We start from the raw sequence: 23729 nt of genomic DNA, 5'->3' as shown, positions 1-23729 counted from the left end.
GGCACAGAGCCGTTATAAAATATATTGACTCAAATCCCGATTGCTTGCAATCGTAGATAATTTCTCTCGAACATACTCCGGCGTTATGGACATTTCCTCCAGCTGCAGCTCCGGCGCCTCGAAGCTCAAATCCTCAAGCAGCTTCTCGAGCAGCGTATGCAGCCGCCGAGCGCCGATATTTTCCGTGTTCCGGTTAACCTCCTGCGCCATCCTCGCCAGCTCGGAGATGGCCGCCTCCGTGAAGACGACGTTGATGCCCTCCGTCTGCAGCAGAGCCGTATACTGCTTCGTCAGCGCGTTCTCCGGCTCGGTCAGAATGCGAATGAAATCCTCGTCCGTCAGACTGCTCAGCTCGACTCGGATCGGGAACCGGCCTTGAAGCTCGGGAATCAGATCCGACGGCTTGGCGATATGGAACGCTCCGGCGGCCACGAACAGAATGTAATCGGTTTTGACCGGACCGTACTTGGTCACGACCGTCGAGCCCTCGACGATCGGAAGAATGTCCCTCTGCACGCCCTCCCGCGAGACGTCCGGTCCCTGCCCGCGCCCCTGGCTGGCGATTTTGTCGATCTCGTCGATGAAAATAATGCCCGATTGCTCCGCCCGGCGAAGCGATTCGGAGGTGACGTCGTCCATATCGATCAGCTTGTTCGCTTCCTCCACGATCAGCACCTTACGCGCTTCCTTCACGGTCAGCCGCCGCTTCTTGCGGCGCTTCGGCAGAAACTGGCCGAGCATCTCCTGCATGTTGCCGAACTGCTCCTGGCCCGGTCCGCCCAGCATATCGAGCATCGTCGGAGAATGGTCCTCCACTTCGATCTCGACCATCTCGTTCTCGAGAAGTCCGGCCTCCAGCCGCGCTCTCGTGTCCCGCCTTCTGTCCTGCAGGCCGGGATCGACCGGCTCCGGCTCGTCGGCGGGCGTCGCGCTGCCTCCGAACAGCATCTCGAGCGGATTTTTTTGCGGCTTCGGCCGCGAGGGGGAGGGCGCGAGCAGAGAAACCAGCCGCTCGTTGGCCGCTCTCTCCGCCTTGTCCTTGACCTTCTCCGTCCGCTCCTCCTTCACCATCCGGATCGCCGTCTCGACCAGGTCTCTCACCATCGACTCCACGTCCCGGCCGACGTAGCCGACCTCCGTGAACTTGGTCGCTTCGACCTTAACGAAGGGAGCTTGCACGAGCTTGGCCAGCCGCCTCGCGATCTCGGTTTTCCCTACGCCCGTCGGCCCGATCATCAGAATGTTCTTGGGCACGACCTCGTCGCGGATCTCCTCGGGCAGGCGGCTGCGGCGGTAACGATTGCGGAGCGCAACGGCTACCGAACGCTTGGCGGACTTCTGACCGACGATGTATTTGTCTAGCTCGGCTACGATCTGGCGGGGCGTCAGTGCGTCGTTCATGCGATCCTCTCCCTTGCGCTTATCGAATGTAATCATTCTATCTCCTCGACAATCAAGTTATTGTTGGTGAATACGCAGATTTCCGCGGCCGTCTCCAGCGCCGCGCGCGCGATGTCGCGGGCTTCCATATCCGGCGCATGGCGCTTCAGCGCCCGCGCTGCGGCCAGCGCGAAGCTGCCGCCCGAGCCGATCGCCAGAATGCCGTCGTCGGGCTCGATCACCTCGCCGTTGCCGGAAAGCAGCAGCATGCCCGTCGCGTCGACGACGATCATCATCGCCTCCAGCCTGCGCAGCACCCGATCGGAGCGCCAATCCTTGGCCAGCTCGACCGCTGCGCGCTGCAGATTGCCGTGGTGCTCCTCCAGCTTGCCTTCAAACTTCTCGAACAGCGTAATCGCGTCCGCGACCGAGCCTGCGAATCCCGCCAGCACCTGGTTGCGGTACAGTCTGCGAACTTTTTTCGCGGTGTTTTTCATGACCATGCTGTTGCCGAAAGTGACCTGACCGTCTCCCGCGATCGCGCCTTTGCCGTTATGGCGAATCGCGCAGATCGTCGTGGCGTGAAAACTCATATCCATAGGCTGATCCTCCCGATCATTCGATAATTCTGAGGCGTTCGATTTTAGCGCCTCGTCACCCGGTGTTCGTCCAACCTGCCCTGCCGAAAACTGAACATTGCGAATTTTCGCATAGAGCCGCAAAAGCAGCGGCATAAGACATATACGCAGCCGCTGCTTCATCGGTTACAAGACGGAACTTGCCCGGATCTCGGACCGCAGCGCCTCGATCCCTTCCAGGGCGCGCGCGGCGATCGCCTCGTTCTTCTCCTTCTTGCTCTTGGCGCGATAGCCGAGAGGAGGGAACAATCCGAAATTCGCATTCATCGGCTGAAAATGCTTGAAGTCCGCCGTCGTAATATAGTGCGCCATGCTGCCCAGCGTCGTGTCGGCCGGGAGCGTGAGCGGCTCCCTCCCTGCGGCCAGCCTTCCGGCGTTCAGGCCGGCGATCAGACCGGAAGCGGCCGATTCCACATAGCCCTCGACTCCGGTCATCTGCCCGGCGAAAAACAGCGTTTCCCGTCCGCGGAATTGGTACGTCGGCTGCAGCAGCTTGGGCGAATTGATGAACGTATTGCGATGCATGACTCCGTAACGGACGAATTCGGCGTTCTCCAGGCCGGGAATGAGCGAGAACACCCGCTTCTGCTCGCCCCACTTCAGATGGGTCTGAAATCCGACGATGTTGTACAGCGTTCCGGCGGCGTTGTCCTGCCGCAATTGGATCACCGCATGCGACTTCGTCCCCGTGCGCGGATCGACCAGGCCGACCGGCTTCATCGGCCCGAACAGCACCGTCTGCTTCCCGCGCTTCGCCATGACCTCGATCGGCATGCAGCCTTCGAAGTACATCTCTTTCTCGAAATCTTTCACTTCCGCCGTCTCCGCATGGATGAGCGCGTCGTAGAACGCGTCGAACTCGGCTTCCGTCATCGGACAGTTCAAGTAAGCGGCTTCCCCTTTGTCGTACCGGGACGCCAGAAACACCTTGTCGAAATCGATGGAATCCTTCTCCACGATCGGAGCGGCCGCATCGAAGAAATAAAAATATTCCTCGCCCAGCAGGCGCTTGATCGCGTCGGACAGCTCCGGAGAGGTAAGCGGCCCGGTCGCGACGACGACGATGCCTTCTTCCGGAATCGCAGTGACCTCTTCGTTCCGAACGGTAATGAGCGGATGCGCTCTCAGCCGCTTCGTCACCTCGGCGGAGAACCCTTCGCGGTCGACGGCCAGCGCGCCGCCGGCCGGCACCGCATGCTGGTCGGCGCAGGCAAGAATGAGCGAATCGAGCCGCCGCATCTCCTCCTTCAGCACGCCGACGGCATTCGTCAGACCGTTCGCCCGCAAGCTGTTGCTGCAGACGAGCTCGGCAAAGCCGCCCGTATGGTGGGCCGGCGTCTGCCTGACCGGCCGCATCTCGTATAACGTGACGGGGACGCCCTGCGCGGCGATCTGCCAAGCGGCTTCGCTGCCCGCCAGCCCCGCGCCGATGACCGTCACGGATTGTCCTTCTCTCAATGTATTGACCTCCCCCACCCATTCTCCGTTCAGAGGGCGGCGAACGCGCGATCGCTTGCTTCGCGTCGCCCGGACGGCGCCTTTTCGCCGGTTATTCCGCCGCTTCCGCCTCTTCGACCGCCTCCGAATGGCTGCACACGGTGCAGTTCAGCCGAGTCTCTCCTTTGACCCGCTTCTCGACCATGAGGCCGCCGCAGCTCGGACACGGCTTGACGGCCGGCTTATCCCAGGATACGTAGTCACAGCCCGGATACAGGTTGCAGCCGTAGAACACGCGTCCCTTCTTGCTGCGCCTCTCGACGACCTGGCCTTCGGAGCATTTCGGACAGCGGACGCCGGTGTCCTTAATGATCGGCTTCGTATTGCGGCAGTTCGGGAAGCCCGAGCAGGCCAGAAACTTGCCGAAGCGTCCCATCTTGTACACCATCGGGCTGCCGCACTTGTCGCACACCTCGTCCGACGGCTCGTCTTTGATCTCGATCTCCTTCATTTCTTCCTCGGCGACCGCCAGTCTTTCCTGGAACGACTTGTAGAACTCCTCGATGACGTTCACCCAATCCTGGGTGCCTTCCTCGACGTGATCGAGATCGTCCTCCATGTTGGCGGTGAATTCGACGTCCAGAATTTCCGGGAAGAACTCCTCCATCAGCTGGATGACGAGCTCGCCGAGCTCGGTAGGAATAAACTTCTTCTCCTCGAGCGCCACGTAGTTGCGCTTCTGGATCGTCTCCAGCGTCGGCGCGTACGTGCTCGGGCGTCCGATTCCGAGCTCCTCCAGCGCCCTGACGAGACGCGCCTCCGTAAAGCGCGGCGGCGGCTGGGTAAAATGCTGCTTCGGCTCGATGTCCTTGGCTTCCGCCTGATCGCCCGCCGCCAGCGGAGGCAGCAGCCGATCCTCGTCCGTCGTGCCGTCGTCGTTGCCTTCCACGTACACTTTCATGAAGCCGGGAAATTTCAGCTTCGAGCCGTTGGCCCGGAAGACGACCGGACCGTTCTTCAGATCGACGGTCATCGTATCCAGTACGGCGGAAGCCATCTGGCTGGCGACGAACCGCTCCCAGATCAGCTTATACAGCCTGAACTGATCCTTGGTCGTGAACGCCTTGACCGATTCCGGATCGCGCAGCACCGAGGTCGGCCGAATCGCTTCGTGCGCGTCCTGCGCCGAGGCGTTCTTCTTCGCGTATACGCGAGGGGTCTCTGGCAAATAGGCGCTGCCGTATTTCCCCGCGATGTACTCTTTGGCCTCCTCCTGCGCGACCGGAGAGATGCGGGTCGAATCGGTGCGCATGTACGTAATGAGACCGACCGTCCCTTCCTTCCCGAGATCGACGCCCTCGTAGAGCTGCTGGGCGATCTGCATCGTCTTCGAGGCGCGGTAGTTCAGCTTGCGCGCGGCCTCTTGCTGCAGCGAGCTCGTAATGAACGGGGGAGACGGGTTGCGCTGCCGCTCCTTCTCCTTCACTTCCCCGACGACGAACGCTCCGCCGCTCATCAGGGACAGCACTTCCTTCACCTCGGCTTCGCTCTTCAGCTCCTGCTTCTCTCCGCGAACGGAATGGAACTTCGCCTCGAACGTCGATTTTCCATGGGTCAGATGAGCGGTAATGCTCCAATATTCTTCGGGGACGAAGGCGTTGATCTCGATCTCGCGGTCGTTGATCAGCTTCAGGGCGACCGATTGCACGCGGCCGGCGCTGAGTCCCTTTTTGACCTTCTTCCACAGCAGCGGGCTGATCTTGTAGCCGACGAGCCGGTCGAGCACCCTTCTCGCCTGCTGGGCGTTCACCAGGTCCATATCGATCGGTCTGGGCGACTTGAAGGCGTCCTTGACCGCTTGCTTCGTAATTTCGTTAAAAACGACGCGGCACTCTTCCTTTTCGTCCAGCTCCAGATAATGCGCCAAATGCCACGCGATCGCTTCGCCCTCCCTGTCGGGGTCGGCCGCGAGATAAATCTTTTTCACTTTTTTGCTGGCGTCGCGCAGTTCCTTCAGGACGTTGCCTTTGCCCCGGATCGTGATGTACTTCGGCTGAAAGCCGTTCTCCACCTCGACTCCGATCTGGCTTTTCGGCAAATCGCGAATGTGCCCCATGGACGCTTTGACGATAAATTTGCTTCCTAAATATTTGCCGATCGTCTTCGCCTTAGCGGGCGATTCGACGATCACGAGCGAGTCCGCCACGTCCATTCCTCCTCTCCTACGGTCGACAAGTCCTCGTGCCTATGTTCTTATGCCTTCATCCTTAAAGGACATGATATACGGAACCGGGTAGTTGTTGAATTCGTCGTTTCATTAGTAAATTTAGCAGAACGGAGTGTAAATGTCCAAACGTCATCCCGGAAACGGCCGATAATTCGTTAATGGAGGAGGGTCTTTCGAGGATCGCGAGGTAGATCGCCAGTTCGTCCGGATCGAGCTCCTCCGCCGGCTTAGCCTCCCTGGACGCCGCGCCGCTCCCGGGCTCCGGCTCCGGAGCCCGGGGCAGCCGATACTCATAATATTGAAAAATATCCGAAGCGTCCAATACCGGATGAGCCCCTTTTCGAAAATATTCGAGGCCGCCCAGACTGCGAGGGGACGTCACCTGCCCCGGCACGACGAAAACGTCCCGGTCGTAGCCGAGCGCCAGCTCCGCCGTAATCAGCGCTCCGCTCCTGCGGGCGGCCTCCACGACGACCACGCCGTAGGAGAGACCGGCGATGATCCGGTTGCGCAGCGGAAACAAGCCGGGACGAAGAATCGTATCGGGAGGGCTCTCCGCAAGAAGCAGCCCCTGCTCTCCGATCTCGCGATACAGCGCAAGGTTCTCCGGCGGGTAGCATCTGTCGACCCCTCCGGCCAGCACCGCTATCGTTCCGTACGCGGCGGATACGGCGCCTCTGTGCGCCGCCGCGTCGATCCCCTTCGCCAGCCCGCTGACGACCGTCATGCGCCCCGCACAGCCCTCCGCAAGCTCCTCCGCGACCTTGCGCCCGTATCCCGTCGCCAGACGGGTGCCCACGATGGCGATCGCCGGACGGTCCGTCAGCTCCAGGCGTCCCCTGAAATAGAGCACCCACGGCGGATCGGAGATTTCCCTCAGCAGCGCCGGATAATCGTCGTCCAAATAAGTGACGGCTCCCATTCGGCCCGAACGGTGGCGATCCTCCCTCCGCTCCCTCGCCGCGGGCCGAACGCCCCTCTCGGCAGCCAGCGCCTGCCTGGCGCTGAGGCCCATGTCCCGCCAGTCGCCGGCAAGAAAGTCCCGCGTATGCCGCAGGGAGCCCGGCCCCTTCATGACGCCGTACAGGAATACGGACGCGATCGTCACCCTTCCGACCCCTTCCGCCTCGTGTAAGGCGATCAGAACGTCTCTCGGCATGCCCGTCTCCAGCGCCTCCGCATAGGATACGGTTCGGACGTTCTCCCGCGCTTTGTTCTCCTCGTTTTCCAGCATCGCCATTAACCCCTTTCCCAATTCACGCCGATACGGCAAAAAGCCTTCCACACCCTCAAAGAGGGGGCGGAAGGCTGCCTGCCTTGCCGTAAGCGCGGAGGATTTCGTCCTCCGGCGATTATTCGTCTGCTGCTACTGTACCATTAACCTTTGCACTTTTCCAGCAAACCTTTTTCCTCCAGGACGGCGACAAGCGTCGCGCCCATGTCGGAAGGCGTCGGAGCGACGCGGATTCCGTTGGCTTCGAGCACGGCGATTTTCTCCGCTGCCGTTCCCTTGCCGCCGGAAATGATCGCGCCGGCATGACCCATCCGTTTTCCCGGAGGCGCCGTCGCGCCGCCGATGAAGCCGACGACCGGCTTCGTCATGTTCGCCTTGATCCATTCCGCCGCTTCTTCCTCCGCCGTGCCGCCGATCTCGCCGATCATGATGACCGCGTACGTGTCCGGATCTTCGTTGAACAGCTTCAGAATGTCGATGAACTCGGAGCCTTTGACCGGATCTCCGCCGATGCCGACGGCCGACGATTGGCCGATGCCGCGCGTCGTCAGCTGGTGAACCGCCTCGTAGGTGAGCGTCCCGCTGCGCGAGACGACGCCGACGTGGCCCTTCTTATGGATATAGCCCGGCATGATGCCGATTTTGATCTCTTCCGGCGTAATGACGCCCGGGCAGTTCGGCCCGATCAGACGGGTTTTCTTGCCCTCCATAAAGCGCTTGACCTTGACCATGTCCAGCACCGGAATGCCTTCCGTAATGCAGATGACGAGGTCCAGCTCGGCGTCGACCGCTTCCATGATGGAGTCGGCCGCGAACGGAGGCGCGACATAGATGACGGACGCCGTCGCGCCTGTCGCCGCTACCGCTTCTTTCACCGTATTGAAGATCGGGAGCGTCACTTTCGTGCCGTTCTCCAGATCGAAATCGATCGTTTGGCCGCCTTTGCCCGGCGTCACTCCGCCGACCATCTGCGTGCCGTATTCCAAAGCACCTTTGGCGTGGAAAGATCCCGTCGCGCCCGTAATGCCTTGGGTGATCACCTTGGTGTTCTTATCGATCAAGATACTCATGATTTACACACTCCCCGGTAAGTTCTCCCTTGTCATTTCACGAGCGACACGATTTTCTGCGCGCCGTCCGACATCGAATCCGCAGCCACGATGTTCAGGCCGGATCCGTTCAATATTTCTTTGCCCAGCTTGACGTTCGTTCCTTCCAGACGCACGACGAGCGGCTTGTCGAGACCGAGCTCGCGCGCGGCCGCGACGACGCCTTCGGCGATGATGTCGCACTTCATGATGCCGCCGAAGATGTTGACGAAAATCCCCTTGACGTTCGCGTCGGACAGAATGATCTTGAACGCTTCGGTTACTTTCTCCTTCGTCGCGCCGCCGCCCACGTCGAGGAAGTTGGCCGGAGATCCGCCGAAATATTTAATAATGTCCATCGTCGCCATAGCCAGGCCGGCCCCGTTCACCATGCAGCCGATGTTGCCGTCGAGCGCGATGTAGCTCAGATCGAATTTGGAAGCCTGGATTTCCTTCTCGTCTTCCTCGTCCAGATCGCGAAGCTCCACGATGTCCTTATGACGGAACAGCGCGTTGGAGTCGAAGTTCAGCTTCGCGTCCAGCGCCATAACGTCGCCAGCGCCCGTGACGACCAGCGGGTTGATCTCGGCGATGGAGCAGTCCTTGTCCACGAACGCGCTGTACAGCGCGAGCATGAACTTGGCCGCCTTGTTGACGAGCTCTCCCGGAATGTTAATATCGTAAGCCAGCTGACGAGCCTGGAACGTTTGCAGCCCGACAGCCGGATCGATGACCACCTTCACGATCTTCTCGGGCGTATTCGCGGCCACTTCCTCGATGTCCATGCCGCCTTCTTCCGAACCCATCATGACGACGCGGCCGGTTCCCCGGTCGACGACGACGCCGATGTAATATTCCTTCTTGATGTCGCAGCCCTCTTCGATCAGCAGCCGCTTCACTTCTTTGCCTTCCGGACCGGTCTGGTGCGTGACCAGCACTTTGCCGAGCAGCTCTTTCGCGTAGTTTGCGACGTCGTCCAGGCTTTTGGCGATTTTAACGCCGCCCGCTTTGCCGCGTCCGCCCGCATGAATCTGGGCTTTCACGACGGTCACCGAGCTTCCGAGTTCTTTCGCTGCGCTGACGGCTTCGTCGACGGTAAACGCCACTTTGCCGCGCGGCACGTTAACGCCATACTGCCTCAAGACTTCCTTGCCTTGATACTCATGAATATTCATGACTCTGGCATCCTCCCGTTGTGCGCTTAATATCTGGTGCGGCTGTCGCTTCGGCGCGGAAACGCCGGGCGAAGCCCTCACAGCTTGACCCACGTTAGCGATGCGGTCATCGCTAGCAGCCGTTACACATTCCTTAAAATAAAATATGTAACAAAACCTTCATCATTGTATCACTATTTCCCGATGGCTTCCTCACTTTTTCATCAAAATATTAGTCTTCTTTGGCAATGATTTCATCGAATTTTGAGATGGAAACAAGGGGAATACATCTCGAATTTGTGATTGATCCCTCTCCTTGGCTTTTATTCCGCTTTATTTTATCCAAACCCGGCAAACTCATCCGGCCCCGTGAGCTCCGGCCATTGACAGCCGGGCGGTTGACGTGTATGCTTGTATCCATCGCAAGAATATCGGAGAGGAAGCACCTTTCCCGTCGCTATAATTTCGGACGGAGGAGGGTGTTTTTTTGTTATGTACGCGAAACTGATGAGCGCAAGCGTGCTCGGCATCGAGGGACGCTTGATCGAGGTCGAGGTGAACATCAGCTCGGGATTGCCTCAGGTGAACGTCGTCGGGCTGCCCGACTCGGCGGTGCGGGAATCGATCGACCGGGTGAGGGCGGCGATTCAGAACGGGGGAATGAAATTTCCGCTGGACCGGGTGACGATCAATCTCGCTCCGGCGGACCTGCGCAAGGAAGGCAGCGCCTTCGATCTGGCCATCGCCGCGGGCATCCTGTGCGCGAGCGGACAGGTCGGGCCGGAGCGGCTGGCCGACACGCTGTTCATCGGGGAACTGTCGCTGAGCGGCACGATCCGCGGCGTCCCCGGCGTGCTGCCGATGACCGAGCTCGCCCGGCGCTGCGGCATTCGCCGCATCGTCGTTCCCCGCTCCGCCATGGCCGAAGCCTCTCTTCTCTCCGGCATTGAAGTGCTCGGCATCTCTTCTCTCTCGGAATGGATCGACGGAGAAGCCGGAGACGGGCCGGACGAACCGCTCGCCGGCTTCGGCCGGAAGCGGCTGCGAAGCTTGAGGCGGCCGGAGGACTCCCCCGACGGCGACGTCGACCTCGCCGACGTCGTCGGCCAGGAGCAGGGCAAGCGGGCGCTGCTCGTCGCCGCGAGCGGCATGCACAACCTCGTCTTCGTCGGGCCTCCGGGCACCGGGAAGACGATGCTATGCCGCAGATTGCCGACGATTCTTCCCCCTCTGGACGACGAGGAGGCGCTGGCCGTGACGAAAATCTTCAGCGTCTGCGGCAAGCTCGGCGAAGCGCGAACCGGGCTGATCCGCAGCCGTCCGTTCCGCGCTCCGCACCATACGGTCTCGGCCGCCGGCCTGATCGGCGGCGGCTCGGTCCCAAAGCCCGGGGAAGTGACGCTTGCCCACCACGGCGTGCTGTTCCTCGACGAGCTGCCCGAATTTTCCCGGGCCTGCCTGGAGACGCTGCGCCAGCCGCTCGAGGACCGCGAGGTAACGATCGGACGCGCCAGGGCCGTATGCCGCTTCCCGGCCGGATTCATGCTGGCGGCTTCGATGAATCCGTGCCCCTGCGGCGGCGAGCCGAGCGGCAAGCCGTGCGCGTGCTCGCCCGCCGCCGTCGCCAGGTACCGGGCGCGCATATCGGGGCCGCTCGCCGACCGGCTCGACCTTCAAGTCGAGCTCGCGCGGCAGCCGCTGCAAGGCCTCGCCCCCGGCGGCCTCTCCTCCGCGCAAGCGCGGGAGATCGTCGTCGCCGCCGCCGAAAGGCAGCGCGCCCGTTACGCCAGATACGGCTTTCAATGGAACAGCCAGCTTCAAGGAAGCCATCTGCGCAAGTACGCCAAGCTCTCCCCGGAGGCCGAGACGCTTCTTCAGCAGGTGTACGACCGGCTCGGCCTGAGCTTCCGGGCGCACGACCGCATTCTCCGGATTTCCCGCACGATCGCGGATTTGGCCGACAGGGAGGCAATACTCGCCGAAGACGTGGCCGAGGCGATCAGCTATCGCTGCCTGGACCGGGCCGCGCTTCCTTAAGCGGCGGGTGCAGAATATCCGCGCAATACTTCGCCAGCCGCACGCCGATCTCGGTGCGCAGCGCCTCGCGCACGATGGCGAACCGGTCTTCGTACCCGCGGCAGGCGTAACGATGATAAATGATTCCGTCCACGATTTCGTCTTCGAACACTTTGATGTTGCGCCCCCGCATCTCCCGGCGGAGAGCAAACATTTCCCGGCTGATTTTTTCCATGACGATCTCTATGAATTCCCCGAACGGCTGCTTGAACAGATTCGGCGTCCGCCGCACCTCCTGCAGGCTCTTGTCGCACATCGTCAGCATGTGCGGGTACATGATCGAATCGCGGATCATCGTCAGCTCTTCGGGAGTGACGCGGCCTTTCAGCGTTTGGCCGCCGCGGTTTTCGTACTGCTCCTGATGCTCGGTCAGCAGCATTTTCGATTTCCACCTTTCGTTTCCGTGAAGCTTGCTCATTTGTAATGTCCTCCGATCTGGGCGGCCCTCTCGCGCGCTACGGCGGCTTCCAGCAGCGAGGAAGCTCTCAGGATCGCGCCGCTCCCGTACCGGTCCTTGATCCTGTCCGTCGCCCGCTCGATGTCGTATTCGGCCGCCCTGTTCTCGAACAGGGTCAGCTGGTACGCGCTGTCGTCCGTCAGCTCCGTCAGGACGACGTGAAGACGGGTTACCGGCATTCCCTGCCAATAGCTCACGAACAGCTTGTGCGCCGCGGCCGCCACTTCCCGCGTCAACGAGGTCGGCTCCGACAGCGTCGTCTGCCGGTGAAAGCCCGATTGACGCTCCCCGTCCGTCTCCGACGCCCCGACCGACACGACGCGGCCTTGGTAGCCCAGACGGCGGGCTCTGCGGCATATTTCGATGACGAGCTCCAGCAGTACGACTTCGAGATCCTCCAGCTTGCGGTACTGGCCCGCCTTCAGCGCTTTGCCGTGGCTGACCGATTGGAGAGCCCCGCGGATCGTCCGCTCGACCGGGCTCGGATCGATGCCGCGCGCCGTCTGCCAGTAATATTCCGCCTGGATGTCGCTCTGCTTGCCCATTTCGTAGCGCATCCGGCGCTTAAGCTCCCCCAGCTCGAGCCGGGCGACGTCTCCGATCGTCGGCAGCCCCATCCGCTGGAAATGGACGGCCATTCTCGACGCGACCATAAACATCTGATTCACGGGCAGCGGCCACAGCTTCTCCTCGATATTGTCATAGTCCAGCCGGAATATTCCCTCGTCGTTCTTCTTGGCGAAATTGTCCGTCGCCATCTTGGCGAGAATTTTGCTCGGCCCGATCCCGACCCGCGACCAAACGCCCGTCGAAAGCCGGATATGATGCTGGATCAACCGGGCGATCTCCTCCGCCGAGCCATAGCCGCCGATCGATCCCGTCACGTCGACGAACTGCTCGTCGATGCTGTACGGCTCGACCAGATCGGAGACGGATTCGAAAATTTCCGTCATCAGCAAAGAGATCGTAATATACCGCTGCATTCTCGGCCGGATGACGACCAGATCAGGACACTTCGCGCGGGCTTGAAAAATTCTCTCGGCGTTAATGACCCCTCGCCGCTTCGCCAGCGGACACGCGGCCAAAATAATGCCGGCCCGGCGTTCGGGGTCCCCGACCACTACGGGTCTGTTGCGGTATTCGGGATGGGCGGCCTTCTCGATCGAAGCGTAGAACGATTGGCCGTCCACCAGGAAAATCGTTCGCTCAGGAGGCATGCACGATCACCGGCTGCGCCGCCAAAATCCGTTCGGTCGCGAACCTCCTCGGCGCGTTGCGCGACATATCGAACGCGTATAGCGTGCCCGCGTCCACCCGGATCACCCGAACCGTTCTTTTGCTGATCCGCTCCTTTTTGTCCATATACACGATAACGACCGTCCGACCCACGTACTTGGCTATGGACATTTTTCTCGCCTCCCGCAGGGAACGTTTGTTCTTATCATAATACGAACAATTGTTCCCTATCAATACTCAATTTATTCCTGCTCGTCCGGACGAAACGACTCTGTGCGGACTGTCCTTTTTGGCGAGAGGGCTGTCATCCCAATGACCGCGGATCGTTATTCATTCGTTTTCACGTTTTCTCGCGCCCTTTCGACAATCGGCAGCGTACAACAGCCTGCAGAAACTGTTTAAAACAGGAACTAATTACTATTTTTAGCATATCAAAATCATGATAAACTAACATTGTAAGCGCTTTATTATCTACTTGCGAAGGAGGCGAGAAAACGATTGGCGCGCAATCGGGTAGATCGTCCGAAATCGAAAATACCGAGGAGGGATTATGATGATTCGATTGTTCAAAAGCAAACAGTCGTACGTTATTCTTCTGATCGCGGCGCTCGCGGCGGCATTGTTCCCTGCCCCCAACGCGAAAGCGGCCTATACGCTCGTGTGGAGCGACGAATTCAACGGTCCTGGGATCAACGCCAACAACTGGGTATTCGATATCGGCACCGGCAGCGACGGATGGGGCAACAACGAACTGCAGTATTATACGAGCCGCGCGGATAACGCCCGGATCGAGAACGGCAATCTCGTGATCGAGGCGAAGCGGGAATCCTACGGGGGCATGAATTACACTTCGGCCCGCCTGAAAACCCAAGGGAAACAAAGCTTTAAATACGGGAAAATCGAAGCCCGAATCAAGCTGCCGAAGGGTCAGGGCATCTGGCCGGCTTTCTGGATGCTCGGCGCGGACATCGGAACGGTAGGCTGGCCCAGAAGCGGCGAGATCGACATTATGGAACACGTCAATAACGACAACAACACGCACGGATATATCCATTGGGACGCTAACGGACACGCCTCGTACGGCGGGCCCAGCCATTCGTTCGACGTGACCCAGTACCACGTCTATTCCATCGAGTGGACGCCAAGCGCGATCAAATGGTTCGTCGACGGCGTTCAGTTCTGGGAAGCCAATATCGCGAACAACATCAATTCGACGGAAGAGTTCCATAAGGAGCATTTTTTGCTGCTCAACGTGGCCGTCGGAGGAAACTGGCCGGGCTCTCCGAACGCCTCGACCCCGTTCCCGGCGAAAATGGAGGTCGATTACGTCAGGGTTTACCAGGATGTCGCGAATCCGCCCGGCGACATCGTATCCGGCGGCACGTACAAATTGATCAATCCGAACAGCGGCAAAGCCTTGGATGTCTCGGCATCCGGAACGGCGCCCGGAACGAACGTGCAAATCTGGACGGATAACGGCACCGGCGCGCAGAGATGGACGATCTACCGCAACGCGAACGGCACCTACAAATTGATTAACGTGAACAGCGCCCTCGCGCTCGACGTGGCGGGATCCGGAACGGCCAACGGCACGAACGTGCAAGTGTGGACCGATCTGGGCAACGCCGCGCAGACATGGAATATCGTCCGGAACGCGGACGGCACTTACAAGCTCGTTAACCCGAACAGCGGCAAAGCGCTGGACGTCGCCTCTTCGGGTACGGCCAACGGCGCGAACGTGCAAATCTGGACGGACAATGGCACCGGCGCCCAGAAGTGGAATCTGATCCGATTGCAATAAGCAGCGACGCAAAAGCCGAAGAAGCCGCGGCAATCGCGGCTTCTTCGGCTTTATCTGCAACCCTGATCTTCTCCCTCTCGCTCCGGTTGCGGCTGCTGTACGTCGTCCAGGCGAGCGCGTAATTCCGGCGACGACCGCCGGTCTTCCGCTGCTTAACAGCAGGAAGCAGGAAAAAACGGGAAGATTGCCTTCCCGTTCACGCCGCGCATTTACTGTTCGTTGCCCTTCACGCCGTCGATCAGCTCGAGGAATGCCGCCGGTATCGGATACTCCTGATCGCGGATGACGATCCGCTTGGCGCCCGGCGGCGGGGCGTTCTCCATCCGGTTTTCCTTGATCTCGAGCACTTCGTTGTGCAGCCGCTCCATCTGCTTGTCGAGCGCGGCGGCGGAATCCGCCGCCTCCTTGAGCTCGCGAAGCAGTCTGGGCGGCACGGACTCGTTGTACTTGTAAAAAATTTTGTGCTCGAGGCTCGCCCAGAAGTCCATCGCGATCGTGCGAATCTGCACTTCGACGCACACCTGCTCCTGACGATCGGACATGAAGACCGGCACCTCGACGATCAGATGCAAGCTCTGGTACCCGTTCGGCTTCGGATGGCGGATGTAGTCCTTCGTCTCGACGATGTTCAAGTCGCTCTGATTTCTCAGCATATCGGCGATTCGATAGATGTCGGAGACGAACGAGCAAGTGATTCTCAACCCCGCGATGTCCTTGATATTGCTGCGAATGCTTGGAAAGGAGATGTCGCAGCCTTTGCGGTACATTTTGTTGAGGATGCTCTCCGGAGACTTTAACCGCGATTTCGTATGCTCGATCGGATTGTAGTCGTGCAGGAAATGAAACTCTTCCTTCAGGATCTCGATCTTCGTCTCGAGAGAGTCGAGCGCGAATTTATACATCATCAAAAATCGGGTGATCTCGTTCTTGAACCTCTTGAATTGCTCCATTGGTAACGGTAAATTAGTCAGAATAGCTCACCTTCTGCGTCAGGCACAGCAATGTTTACTTGCCCAATAGGATGCGAGTGTACGGCGAATCGATCGGCAGCAGGATGACCGGTTCGTTGTTCAGCGTCGTCACGTAGCTCTGCAAAGTCCGGTAAAAGCTGTAGAACTCCGGATCTTTGCCGTAGGCCTGGTTATAGATTTGCGCGGCTTCCTGCTCCCCTTGCGCCATAATCTTCTTGGCGTCCGCTTCGGCTTGGGCCAGCAGCTCGGTCGCCGTGCGGTCGGCCTTCGACGTGATTTTCCGGGATTCCTCGTCGCCCTCGGACAGATAGCGGGCGGCGATCGCCTGCCGGTCGGAGATCATCCGGTTATAGACGCTCTCCTTGTTGCTTTCCGGCAAGTCCGTCCGCTTGATGCGCACGTCGACGATCTCGATGCCGTAGTTGTCCCGGATAATCGCATCGGCCACGTCCTTCGTGATGTCGTCGTTGATGTTGCCGCGCGCCGTATTCTCACTGATTATATTATCATAATTGATCTCCGAAAGCTTGCGCCGGACGGAGTTATAGACCGCCTCGTCAATCCGCTGGACGCCTCCCGCGACCGTCTGGACGGTTTTCAGGAAGTTTTGCGGATCGGTGATTCTCCATACGGTATAGTTGTCGACGATGATCGGTTTCTTGTCCTTCGTCAGAATCGAAGTCGGGTTGCTCTCGTACGTCATCTGATACTTCGGCAGCGCCGAGACGCTCTCGATGAACGGAATTTTGAAGGCCAGGCCCGGACTGCTCTTGACCCGGACGGCTTCTCCGAACTTCAGCACGACCTTGTATTCCCCTTCTTTAACGATAAAGCACGAGCCGCCGACCAGAATCAGGGCGACGAGGATCGATCCGATCCAGATGACGAGCTTCTTGTTCATGGCGCCGTCCCCCCTTGCTGCTGAGCGCCCGCCGAAGCGCCTGCGGAGCCGGAAGCTTTGCCCGAGTTGCGGAGCAATTCGTTAAGCGGCAAATATTTGACCGTGTCTCCCCCGGCGGCGTCCGAGATGATGATCTGGGCGTTCGGCAAAATTTTCTCCAGCGTCTCGAGGAGCAGTCGGCTCTCGGTAATTCCTTTGTTCTTCGTATATTCTGCATAGATCGCGTTAAACTGGGCGACGTCCCCTTGGGCGTTCAAAATCCGGGACTTCTTCACCGCTTCCGCGTTCTCGATCAGCGCCTGGGCTTCGCCGCGGGCTTTCGGAATTTTGTCGTTCTCGTATTGGGCGGCGTTGTTGATCTTCGTATTTTTCTCCTCGCGGGCGTTCGTTACCGCGCGGAAGGCTTCCTCGACCTGACCGCTCGGCGGCTCGATATCCTGGAACTTGATATCGATGATCTGGATGCCGGTCTGGTATTTGTTCTGCAGCTCCAGCAGCTTCTCCCGGACTTTGTCCTGGATCTCGGTCTTCCCGTCCGTAATCGCGTAATCGAGCTTCTCCGACCCGATGACCGAACGGATGGAAGAACTGGCGGCGTTGCGCAAAAATTGTTCCGGATTGTCGATATTGTACAAATAATCGCGAACGTTGCTAATTCTCCATTGGACAACGGCGTCGGCGGACACGATGTTCTCGTCTCCCGTAATCATCAGCGCTTCCTCTTCGACCGGCGTCTCCGCGTCCCCGCTTACCCGGTAGCCGATGTGAATGCGCTGCGTCAGCTCGGCTGGGACGATAATGACCTGTTGAACGGGATAAGGCCATTTGAAATGCAGCCCTGCCGTCGCTTCTCCCGTGTACTTGCCGAAGGTGAGTATCGCGGCCCGCTCCTGCTCCTGCACCGTGTAGAAGCAGGTAGATCCGATCGCGATGGCAGCGACCGCAATAGCGCCGATAATGATTTTCTTGAGCATTCCCGGCGGCAAGTTCAGCGGATTGTTTTGCCGTTTCGGTATTTGTACCAATTCCATTCAGCTTTGTGCCTCCTCGTCAATTTTCAATCGTGTCTATATCTGTTACGTGCCAAGAGGATGTTGCGTTTCAACAGCTTTTTCCGATCGGGATTCAGGGAGAAAATGAAATGAAGGCGCGGACGCGAGCAAGAGCAGCTCGAGACGGGCCCATTCCTTGGAGGAAGCGCGAGCGCGGCGGATCAGCGATAGGCGGGTTCGACTGCAGGCGGCTCGTTCTCTCCGGCAGGTCGACAAACGGGGCGTCGGCCGACAGGAGGTCGAATGGGGCGCGCGCCCGCGTCGAAAAAAAGCCGCCCGGAGGACGGAAAAGCGCCCCTCCCTAGCGGTAGAGATTTCTCTGGTCGGTTAGAACAAATATAACACGGGAGGGCTCCCGCGACAATGGAGCCGCAGAGCCCCAAGGCCCGCGCGAAGCCCTGTTTTCGAATAACGACGGTTACGGGGACGCGCTTTCCGGATCCGCCGCCCGTCTTGCCTTCGGCCATTCCGCGGCGCCTCTCTCCTGAATCGTCTTCAGCGCTTCGTCCGCCGTCTTCTTATCGCTCAGGACGGCCTCGACTTCCGATTCGATCAGCTCGGAGACCGTTCCGAGGAAGCCGATCGGCGCTTTCGCCTGCTCGTCATTCGCACTGACCTTGGGCTCCAGCTTGTAGAACGGCTCCAAGCTTAGCCCGTCCAAATCCGAATTGTACTTCGTGCGGCTCTGCAGGCTCCCGCGCATCGTTTTGGATTTGAGCCTGGAGAACTCGTCGCTATTGACGTACTTGACGAATTCCCACGCCGCCCGAGGATTCTCGGAGCTGGCGCTTACGGAGAAAACGCTGCCCAACCTGAAGTCGGCGCTCTGATTTCGGTTGCGGGGGTCGACCGGAGCGGTCACGATTCCCCAATTCGCCGCTCCCCCTTGCTTGCGCCGCTCCTTCGCCTGGACCATCTGCTGCGCCTCGTAGCTGTTTTTGACCGTCATAGCCGCTCTGCCCGCGACGAACAACTCCTCTTCTTGATCCCTTTCTTCTATCGTCGCGATTTCGAGCGATTCGTCCCCCCTGGACGGCACGTGCACCGCTCCTGAACTCGCTGCGTCGAGCACCGACAGGAACACCCTTCTCCAGGAATCCGTGTCGATGTTGAATTCGGTGCCTTCCGGGTTTAGCAAGCCTAGGCCCCGGCTCGAACCGACCGTCCGAATCAAGCCGGAGAGCCCGGAATCGGCCCCTAGTTCGAAGCCATAGATTCTGGAGTCTTCGTCTCCGTCCGTCGGGAATCGCTTGGCCAGCTCGAACACTTCCTCCCAGCTCATCGAATCCGTCGGCGGCTCGACTCCATGCTTGTGGAACAAGTCGAGATTGTAGTAAAGCGCCGAGCCGGAGAACTCCGGGGACAACCCGAACAGCTTGCCCCCTCCCGGCTCCCGCAGCAGCTTGAGAACGGCCGGGTGAATGCCCTCCGTATCGAATTCGTCCTGCTTGATTACCGGATCGAGCGGGAGAAGCTTGCCTCCCTCCCGGGCCAGCATCTCATATTGCTCTCCGTAAAGCATTAGAACGTCCGGCCGCTGCTCCTCGAGAAACCTGTTCAGACGCTCCTCCATCGTCCTTCCGGCATTCGGATCGTACATCGCAAGCATATCGGCGATTTCGACCTCGATATGGGGAAACTGCGCCGCGAACAGCTGGCCGTATTCCTGAGAAAAGTAATGGCTGTCTCCGAACATGATCCTGATTTTTGCCTGTTCGTCTTCCCCCAGAGGCGCCAGTTCTCCCTCCCCGAGCTCTCCCCCGCCGCATGCGCCCAGCAAGCCGCACATCAGAGCGAAGCCCAGCAGTTCAGCACAACATTTTCGCACCTCACAACCTCCTATCCTCTTTGCAGCTTACACTGGCGAAAACTAGGCCAGCATACTCTTGGCAATGGCGATCAATTCCTTCTTGTTCTCGGAGCCCTGCCCCTGAATCCGGTACATCACCTTGTTTTTCTTGTCCGTCCAGGAAAGGGCGGCTGGATAAACCTCATCGGATTTAAACGTGTAGACGGCTTCCACGCCCTTGATCTTCACCTTCTCGGTAACGATTTTCGACTTCTGGTCAGGCACGGGCGCTCCTTCGCTTTTCTTGTCGGAATCCGACGAAAGAAGGTTCGCCGATATCATAAGCGTCCGCTTGTTCTTGCCGACGGCTTTCTCGTAAAACATCATTCCGCCTCTCGCCTTGTCCGATGCGATGCGCTTGGCATAGACCTTATCCTTGCCGTCGGCCGCCTTCTTCTTCAACTCTCGCTCCAGACGGGCGTAATCGTCGGATTCCGAATCTGGCGTTGCCAGGTATACGCTAGCGCTTGCCAGCTTGAAGCCTTTCGGCAAGGAACCGGGCTTGGGAAATGCGGGCCCCTTCAGTTTCTTAAGCTTCGCCGCGAAATCGGCGTAGGTGTCGAACGAGTAGCCTCGGGCAACGAAACCGATCTTATCCGCAGGATTCCATGTCGGATCGGATACGTAGTAGGCAAGCGCTTCTCCCGTCTTTAACGCGGCATTCTGCCGATCGATCTCTGCCTGAATCGCGGCGAAGCCTTTGTCTTCGACTGCCTTGGACTTCGGAGCGGAATTCGCCGCGACGGCCGTCTTGGCGGACAATGCGGGCGCCGCCCCGGAAGCGGGCGCGATCGCCGCGCTGGCTAACGCCAGCAACGCAATCATCGACGCTATCGTTTTATTGTACATAGGGAAGATTCTCCTTTCAGCCTCTTGCGACTGTTATTGTTGTGTTCACTCCTATAACGCTCTTCCTCTTCGAATGGGGACATTTTTCGGCTAAGTTATCGAAAAAGCGGCCTCACGGCCGCTCGGTCTGTACGATCATGCTTTCCGCGATGCGGATCAGCTCTTGTTTGTCCAAAGGATGCTTCGGATCGTCGGCAATCACGTAAAATGCCCCTGCTTGCGTTCCGTACCATATCGCCCGATGCCGGAAGTATTTCCTCGCATCGCCTCCCTCTTCGGACTCGTAGATCATCATTTCGGTTCCGCCCGCCACCGCCTTCTCCGCGTTCATCTCCGGCGTCAAGGGCAGCATGGAATTGCCGTTTGATTTGTAGGCGAACAGATTCAATACCGCCTCTCCTTTGTGATACTGAAGGTTCGCGCCGCTAGCTTCCGACCAAGGCAGCACTCTGTAGAAAAGTTTGCGATTGTCCGCAGCAGACTCGGCTTCGGCCAGCAGCTCGTCGACCAACGTCTCGTACTCCGGGCTCGGCGGCAGCGGCCCGTATCGGGCCTGTACGCTTGCGTTCTCGAATACGTAGCCTTCGGGCACATACCCGGGCTGCGGCAGGGCAGGGCCGTTCGTATCCCGCAGTTGGACGAGAAAAGCGTCATAATCGTCGTGGGGAAGCGGAACGTATCCGAAATGGATCCGATTCCAGCGGTCCGCATCCAGTTCGGCGTCCTTCACGTAGTAGGCCGCTAGTTCTCCTGGCTCCAGCAACGGTTGAAGCTTCTCCCACTCCTGTCCGAGCCTGTCAGAGAGCTCCGCCTCGTAAGGATTGTACTTCCCTTGCTCCTTCGTACGGAGGACGACTTCCCCGCGGCTGTTCTTGAGCTGCAAATATTGGTTCGCCGCATAGCCGGTAATTGAGGTCAACAAAGCAACGCCGACAAGGAACGCGACGACAGCCGCGGGACGGCGGACGAATTCGAAATTTCCCCGCCGTCTTCGCGAGCCTTGACGCCCGGCGATCCGCTCCATCACCCGATCGCGAACGTCGATCTCCCGGCCGCTCCGGATTTCCATCGCCTTCAGTTCCTGATCGTCCATGATTTTGCTCGTCTGCCGCATTCCTCTCCCTCCTCCCTTTCCTTCATAAGCTTGCCGAGCTTCCGCCTTAAACGTTCGTATCTCTTCTTCACGGTATCCGTCCTCATATCCAGAATGTCCGCCATCTCCTGGAAGCTTCTCTCTTCGAACACCCGCAGCACGAGCAGATTCCGCTCCTCCGGCTTTACCGCCAGAAGCGCGGAACGAAGCGGCTCTCCAAATACGCGGTCGCTTACGATCTCCTCTGCGCTCTTTTCCGCCTCCGTCGATCGAAGCAGGCGATAGGCGCGAGCTCGAACCTTCTGCCTGCGCAGCAAAGTGATGCAGTGGTGGTAAGCGAGCTTGTACAACCAGGACGAGAAAGAGAATGTCGGTCTGTAACGATCGATGTTCTCGTAAGCTTTTACCATAATTTCCTGAAGCGCGTCCTCAGCCTCGTGCTCGCTGTCCAGCAGCCGACAGCAGTAGGCGTAGATCTGTTTCTGATAGGTTTCCACGATCGCCCTGAAGTGGCCGATTTCACCGGATTGCACGAGACGCACTTTCTCTTCTATCGATTCCACGTCGGTCCACCTTTCTCAGAATGAGCCCCTACCCCTATAACGCTTTCGAACCCGGAAAAGGGACGCGCATTCGGAAAACAATAGGGCAGTGGGAGAACCGTTTTTATTTCGGGGCCACCTCCCCTAGAAGCCGCGCGTTTCTCGCGGCTGCCGCCATCGTAAAACAAGACCATAAAAAAAGGCCAACCAGAAAAAGACTGGTTAACCTGATAATACGAAAAGCCGCCCGGAGGACGGCCTGCCGCCGCATATGTCAGAACGCGTTCCGGATGTGGCGAATGTCCGCGACGGAGCCGTCTTCGCGGAAGGTGACGGCGACGACGTCGAACCGCGCGGAATTCGCGGAGGCGCCGCGCGTGCGCAAATAGATCGCCGCCAATTCGCGCACTTGGCGGCACTTGCGCGGGGTAACCGCTTCGATCGCCGAGCCGAACCGGGAAGGACTCGTTCGCGAGCGAACCTCCACGAAGACAAGCGTTTCTCCGTCCCGGGCGATCATGTCCAGTTCCCCGGATCGGCAGCGCCAGTTGCGCCGCTCTACGACGAGGCCCGCCTCGGCGAGATACGCCGCGGCAGCCTCCTCGCCCGCGCGGCCGACGGCCGCCCTGCGGCTTCTCGCCGAGTCCGAGCGTTGCGCATCCATACCCGCTCCCCCTCTACTCCATGCCATCTGCCAAAAAAACGCCTCTGGGAAAACGAAAAAGCGCCCCTACATAGCGGTAGAAATTTCTCTGGTCGGTTAGAACAAATATAACACGGGAGGGCTCCAGCGACAATGGAGCGGCAGAGCCCGAGGCCCGCACGAATCGCCTGTTTTCGAACCACGACGCTTACGGAGACGGCTTTCCGGATCCGCCGTCCGTCTTGTCTTCGGCTATTCCGCCGCTCGTGCCTACCCCTTGATTCCGCCGTGCGCCACGCTCGTGACGATGCTTCGACGCATGAACAAGAATAGCAGCATCATCGGCAGAACGACGATCGTGGATGCCGCCATCAGCAGTTCGTAGCGAATGCCGCTCTCCGAGATAAAGGCATATAGCCCGAAGGGGAGCGTCCGATTCTGCGTAGAGTTGGTCACGAGCAGCGGCCACAGGAATGAATTCCAACTGGATATGGCGTTTAACAAGACGATCGTGACGAGCGCAGGGCGGGCGATCGGCACCATGATTCTCCACAAGTACTTCCAATGGCCCGCTCCGTCGATTCTGGCGGAACGATACAAGCTGTCCGGTATGGACAGAAAGAAATTGCGCAGGATGAAAGTATAGAAGATGTTCGACGTAAAAGGGAGGATCATCGCGGAGAGCGTATCGATCAGCTGCCAGTTGGCGATCGTCGTATAATTGGTTATGACGAGCATTTCGAAAGGAATCATCATCAGCGACAGCAGCAAGGCAAACAGCAGATCCCTTCCGGGGAAGCGCAATCGCGAAAAGGCGAAGGCCGCCAAAATCGTCGTACACACGGTCAGCCCGACATTCACCGTACTTACGATCACCGAATTCAGAAAATAAGTGCCGAAAGGCGCTTTGTTAAACGCGTAGGCATAGTTGTCCAACGACCATACCGAGGGCCAGAAGGTCGGCGGAGTCGTATTGACTTCTACGGCGGTTTTGACCGACGAGATGAACATCCAGAAAAACGGGAAGAACATCGGGATCGCGCCGATCGCGAGCAGGACGTAGACTGCCGCTTTCCCAGGTGTTATCGACCTCAACGATGA

21 protein-coding genes are annotated in these 23729 nt (G+C 59.1%); 2 read left to right on the top strand and 19 right to left on the bottom strand.

The annotated features are described in order from the left end of the window. Positions 1–12: 12 nt before the first annotated feature. The 7 genes from hslU to sucC all read right to left on the bottom strand — a co-directional run bounded on the left by hslU (position 13) and on the right by sucC (position 9179). Positions 13–1437, bottom strand: a complete 1425-nt coding sequence (gene hslU, locus ACFO3S_RS11840; RefSeq protein ID WP_378095747.1) for an ATP-dependent protease ATPase subunit HslU — start codon at positions 1435–1437, stop codon at positions 13–15. Beyond that, positions 1434–1979 (bottom strand): ATP-dependent protease subunit HslV, encoded by a 546-nt coding sequence (gene hslV / locus ACFO3S_RS11835; RefSeq protein WP_378095744.1) that lies wholly within the window; start codon positions 1977–1979, stop codon positions 1434–1436. Before hslV ends, hslU begins: the two co-directional genes overlap by 4 nt. Positions 1980–2144: 165 nt before the next feature. Continuing rightward, positions 2145–3476 carry an FADH(2)-oxidizing methylenetetrahydrofolate--tRNA-(uracil(54)-C(5))-methyltransferase TrmFO gene (gene trmFO / locus ACFO3S_RS11830; RefSeq protein ID WP_378095742.1) on the bottom strand — a complete coding sequence of 444 codons (1332 nt, stop codon included), beginning with the start codon at positions 3474–3476 and terminating at the stop codon, positions 2145–2147. A 91-nt stretch (positions 3477–3567) separates the two neighbouring features. Then, the gene (gene topA / locus ACFO3S_RS11825) at positions 3568–5661 is read right to left on the bottom strand and encodes a type I DNA topoisomerase (RefSeq protein WP_378096082.1); all 2094 of its coding nucleotides are present in this window, start codon (positions 5659–5661) and stop codon (positions 3568–3570) included. A 61-nt stretch (positions 5662–5722) separates the two neighbouring features. Beyond that, the gene (gene dprA, locus ACFO3S_RS11820; protein ID WP_378095739.1) at positions 5723–6922 is read right to left on the bottom strand and encodes a DNA-processing protein DprA; all 1200 of its coding nucleotides are present in this window, start codon (positions 6920–6922) and stop codon (positions 5723–5725) included. Positions 6923–7059: 137 nt separating this feature from the next. After that, on the bottom strand, positions 7060–7986 hold the full coding sequence (sucD, locus tag ACFO3S_RS11815) for a succinate--CoA ligase subunit alpha (protein ID WP_378095736.1): 927 nt from the start codon (positions 7984–7986) through the stop codon (positions 7060–7062). Between the two features lie 32 nt (positions 7987–8018). Beyond that, complete coding sequence (sucC, locus tag ACFO3S_RS11810) at positions 8019–9179, bottom strand: ADP-forming succinate--CoA ligase subunit beta (protein ID WP_378095733.1); 1161 nt, start codon at positions 9177–9179, stop codon at positions 8019–8021. A gap of 471 nt (positions 9180–9650) precedes the next feature. Here sucC and ACFO3S_RS11805 point away from each other — a divergent pair, with 471 nt between their 5' ends. Further along, on the top strand, positions 9651–11195 hold the full coding sequence (locus ACFO3S_RS11805) for a YifB family Mg chelatase-like AAA ATPase (protein ID WP_378095730.1): 1545 nt from the start codon (positions 9651–9653) through the stop codon (positions 11193–11195). Here ACFO3S_RS11805 and ACFO3S_RS11800 read toward each other — a convergent pair. From ACFO3S_RS11800 to ACFO3S_RS11790, 3 genes are read right to left on the bottom strand one after another with little or no spacing between them, the layout of a single operon-like run. Continuing rightward, complete coding sequence (locus tag ACFO3S_RS11800) at positions 11158–11652, bottom strand: YhjD family protein (RefSeq protein WP_378095727.1); 495 nt, start codon at positions 11650–11652, stop codon at positions 11158–11160. The genes ACFO3S_RS11805 and ACFO3S_RS11800 overlap by 38 nt on opposite strands. Beyond that, positions 11649–12908, bottom strand: coding sequence for a DNA polymerase IV (locus tag ACFO3S_RS11795; protein WP_378095724.1), 1260 nt, complete (start codon positions 12906–12908; stop codon positions 11649–11651). Before ACFO3S_RS11795 ends, ACFO3S_RS11800 begins: the two co-directional genes overlap by 4 nt. Further along, a complete protein-coding gene (locus ACFO3S_RS11790; protein ID WP_378095721.1) occupies positions 12898–13098 on the bottom strand; it encodes a hypothetical protein in 201 nt (66 codons plus the stop codon). The genes ACFO3S_RS11795 and ACFO3S_RS11790 overlap by 11 nt, the downstream gene beginning before the upstream one ends. Before the next feature lie 382 nt (positions 13099–13480). On the opposite strand from ACFO3S_RS11790, the gene ACFO3S_RS11785 reads away from it, so the two are divergent. Continuing rightward, the gene (locus ACFO3S_RS11785; RefSeq protein ID WP_378095718.1) at positions 13481–14728 is read left to right on the top strand and encodes an RICIN domain-containing protein; all 1248 of its coding nucleotides are present in this window, start codon (positions 13481–13483) and stop codon (positions 14726–14728) included. A gap of 209 nt (positions 14729–14937) precedes the next feature. Here the strand turns inward: ACFO3S_RS11785 and ACFO3S_RS11780 are convergent, their stop codons facing one another. The 9 genes from ACFO3S_RS11780 to ACFO3S_RS11740 all read right to left on the bottom strand — a co-directional run bounded on the left by ACFO3S_RS11780 (position 14938) and on the right by ACFO3S_RS11740 (position 23723). Further along, on the bottom strand, positions 14938–15633 hold the full coding sequence (locus tag ACFO3S_RS11780; protein ID WP_378096079.1) for a GTP pyrophosphokinase: 696 nt from the start codon (positions 15631–15633) through the stop codon (positions 14938–14940). Between the two features lie 100 nt (positions 15634–15733). Then, entirely contained in the window at positions 15734–16600 is an 867-nt protein-coding gene (gene hflC, locus ACFO3S_RS11775; RefSeq protein WP_378095715.1) for a protease modulator HflC, read from the bottom strand. Continuing rightward, the gene (gene hflK, locus ACFO3S_RS11770; RefSeq protein WP_378095712.1) at positions 16597–17631 is read right to left on the bottom strand and encodes an FtsH protease activity modulator HflK; all 1035 of its coding nucleotides are present in this window, start codon (positions 17629–17631) and stop codon (positions 16597–16599) included. Before hflK ends, hflC begins: the two co-directional genes overlap by 4 nt. Positions 17632–18070: 439 nt before the next feature. Continuing rightward, positions 18071–19480 (bottom strand): extracellular solute-binding protein, encoded by a 1410-nt coding sequence (locus ACFO3S_RS11765; protein WP_378095709.1) that lies wholly within the window; start codon positions 19478–19480, stop codon positions 18071–18073. Positions 19481–19522: 42 nt separating this feature from the next. Then, a complete protein-coding gene (locus tag ACFO3S_RS11760; protein WP_378095706.1) occupies positions 19523–20350 on the bottom strand; it encodes a DUF4367 domain-containing protein in 828 nt (275 codons plus the stop codon). Positions 20351–20462: 112 nt separating this feature from the next. Next, positions 20463–21464 (bottom strand): hypothetical protein, encoded by a 1002-nt coding sequence (locus ACFO3S_RS11755; protein ID WP_378095703.1) that lies wholly within the window; start codon positions 21462–21464, stop codon positions 20463–20465. Continuing rightward, the gene (locus ACFO3S_RS11750; RefSeq protein ID WP_378095700.1) at positions 21425–22006 is read right to left on the bottom strand and encodes an RNA polymerase sigma factor; all 582 of its coding nucleotides are present in this window, start codon (positions 22004–22006) and stop codon (positions 21425–21427) included. Before ACFO3S_RS11750 ends, ACFO3S_RS11755 begins: the two co-directional genes overlap by 40 nt. A gap of 253 nt (positions 22007–22259) precedes the next feature. Further along, a complete protein-coding gene (locus ACFO3S_RS11745) occupies positions 22260–22649 on the bottom strand; it encodes a YraN family protein (RefSeq protein WP_378095697.1) in 390 nt (129 codons plus the stop codon). A 249-nt stretch (positions 22650–22898) separates the two neighbouring features. Beyond that, a complete protein-coding gene (locus ACFO3S_RS11740; RefSeq protein WP_378095694.1) occupies positions 22899–23723 on the bottom strand; it encodes a carbohydrate ABC transporter permease in 825 nt (274 codons plus the stop codon). Positions 23724–23729 lie beyond the last annotated feature (6 nt).

Source organism: Cohnella hongkongensis (genome assembly GCF_042654645.1).
Classification (GTDB): domain Bacteria; phylum Bacillota; class Bacilli; order Paenibacillales; family Paenibacillaceae; genus Cohnella; species Cohnella hongkongensis.
Note: the sequence above shows the minus strand (reverse complement) of the source record. Positions and strands in the feature narration are given on the sequence as shown.

Coding starts and splice junctions, on each gene's coding strand:
- hslU (WP_378095747.1), bottom strand. CDS start 1,437: ATGATTACATTCGATAAGCGCAAGGGAGAGGATCGCATGAACGACGCA.
- hslV (WP_378095744.1), bottom strand. CDS start 1,979: ATGGATATGAGTTTTCACGCCACGACGATCTGCGCGATTCGCCATAAC.
- dprA (WP_378095739.1), bottom strand. CDS start 6,922: ATGGCGATGCTGGAAAACGAGGAGAACAAAGCGCGGGAGAACGTCCGA.
- sucD (WP_378095736.1), bottom strand. CDS start 7,986: ATGAGTATCTTGATCGATAAGAACACCAAGGTGATCACCCAAGGCATT.
- sucC (WP_378095733.1), bottom strand. CDS start 9,179: ATGAATATTCATGAGTATCAAGGCAAGGAAGTCTTGAGGCAGTATGGC.
- ACFO3S_RS11805 (WP_378095730.1), top strand. CDS start 9,651: ATGTACGCGAAACTGATGAGCGCAAGCGTGCTCGGCATCGAGGGACGC.
- ACFO3S_RS11800 (WP_378095727.1), bottom strand. CDS start 11,652: ATGAGCAAGCTTCACGGAAACGAAAGGTGGAAATCGAAAATGCTGCTG.
- ACFO3S_RS11795 (WP_378095724.1), bottom strand. CDS start 12,908: ATGCCTCCTGAGCGAACGATTTTCCTGGTGGACGGCCAATCGTTCTAC.
- ACFO3S_RS11790 (WP_378095721.1), bottom strand. CDS start 13,098: ATGTCCATAGCCAAGTACGTGGGTCGGACGGTCGTTATCGTGTATATG.
- ACFO3S_RS11785 (WP_378095718.1), top strand. CDS start 13,481: ATGATTCGATTGTTCAAAAGCAAACAGTCGTACGTTATTCTTCTGATC.
- ACFO3S_RS11780 (WP_378096079.1), bottom strand. CDS start 15,633: ATGATGTATAAATTCGCGCTCGACTCTCTCGAGACGAAGATCGAGATC.
- hflC (WP_378095715.1), bottom strand. CDS start 16,600: ATGAACAAGAAGCTCGTCATCTGGATCGGATCGATCCTCGTCGCCCTG.
- hflK (WP_378095712.1), bottom strand. CDS start 17,631: ATGGAATTGGTACAAATACCGAAACGGCAAAACAATCCGCTGAACTTG.
- ACFO3S_RS11760 (WP_378095706.1), bottom strand. CDS start 20,350: ATGTACAATAAAACGATAGCGTCGATGATTGCGTTGCTGGCGTTAGCC.
- ACFO3S_RS11755 (WP_378095703.1), bottom strand. CDS start 21,464: ATGCGGCAGACGAGCAAAATCATGGACGATCAGGAACTGAAGGCGATG.
- ACFO3S_RS11745 (WP_378095697.1), bottom strand. CDS start 22,649: ATGGATGCGCAACGCTCGGACTCGGCGAGAAGCCGCAGGGCGGCCGTC.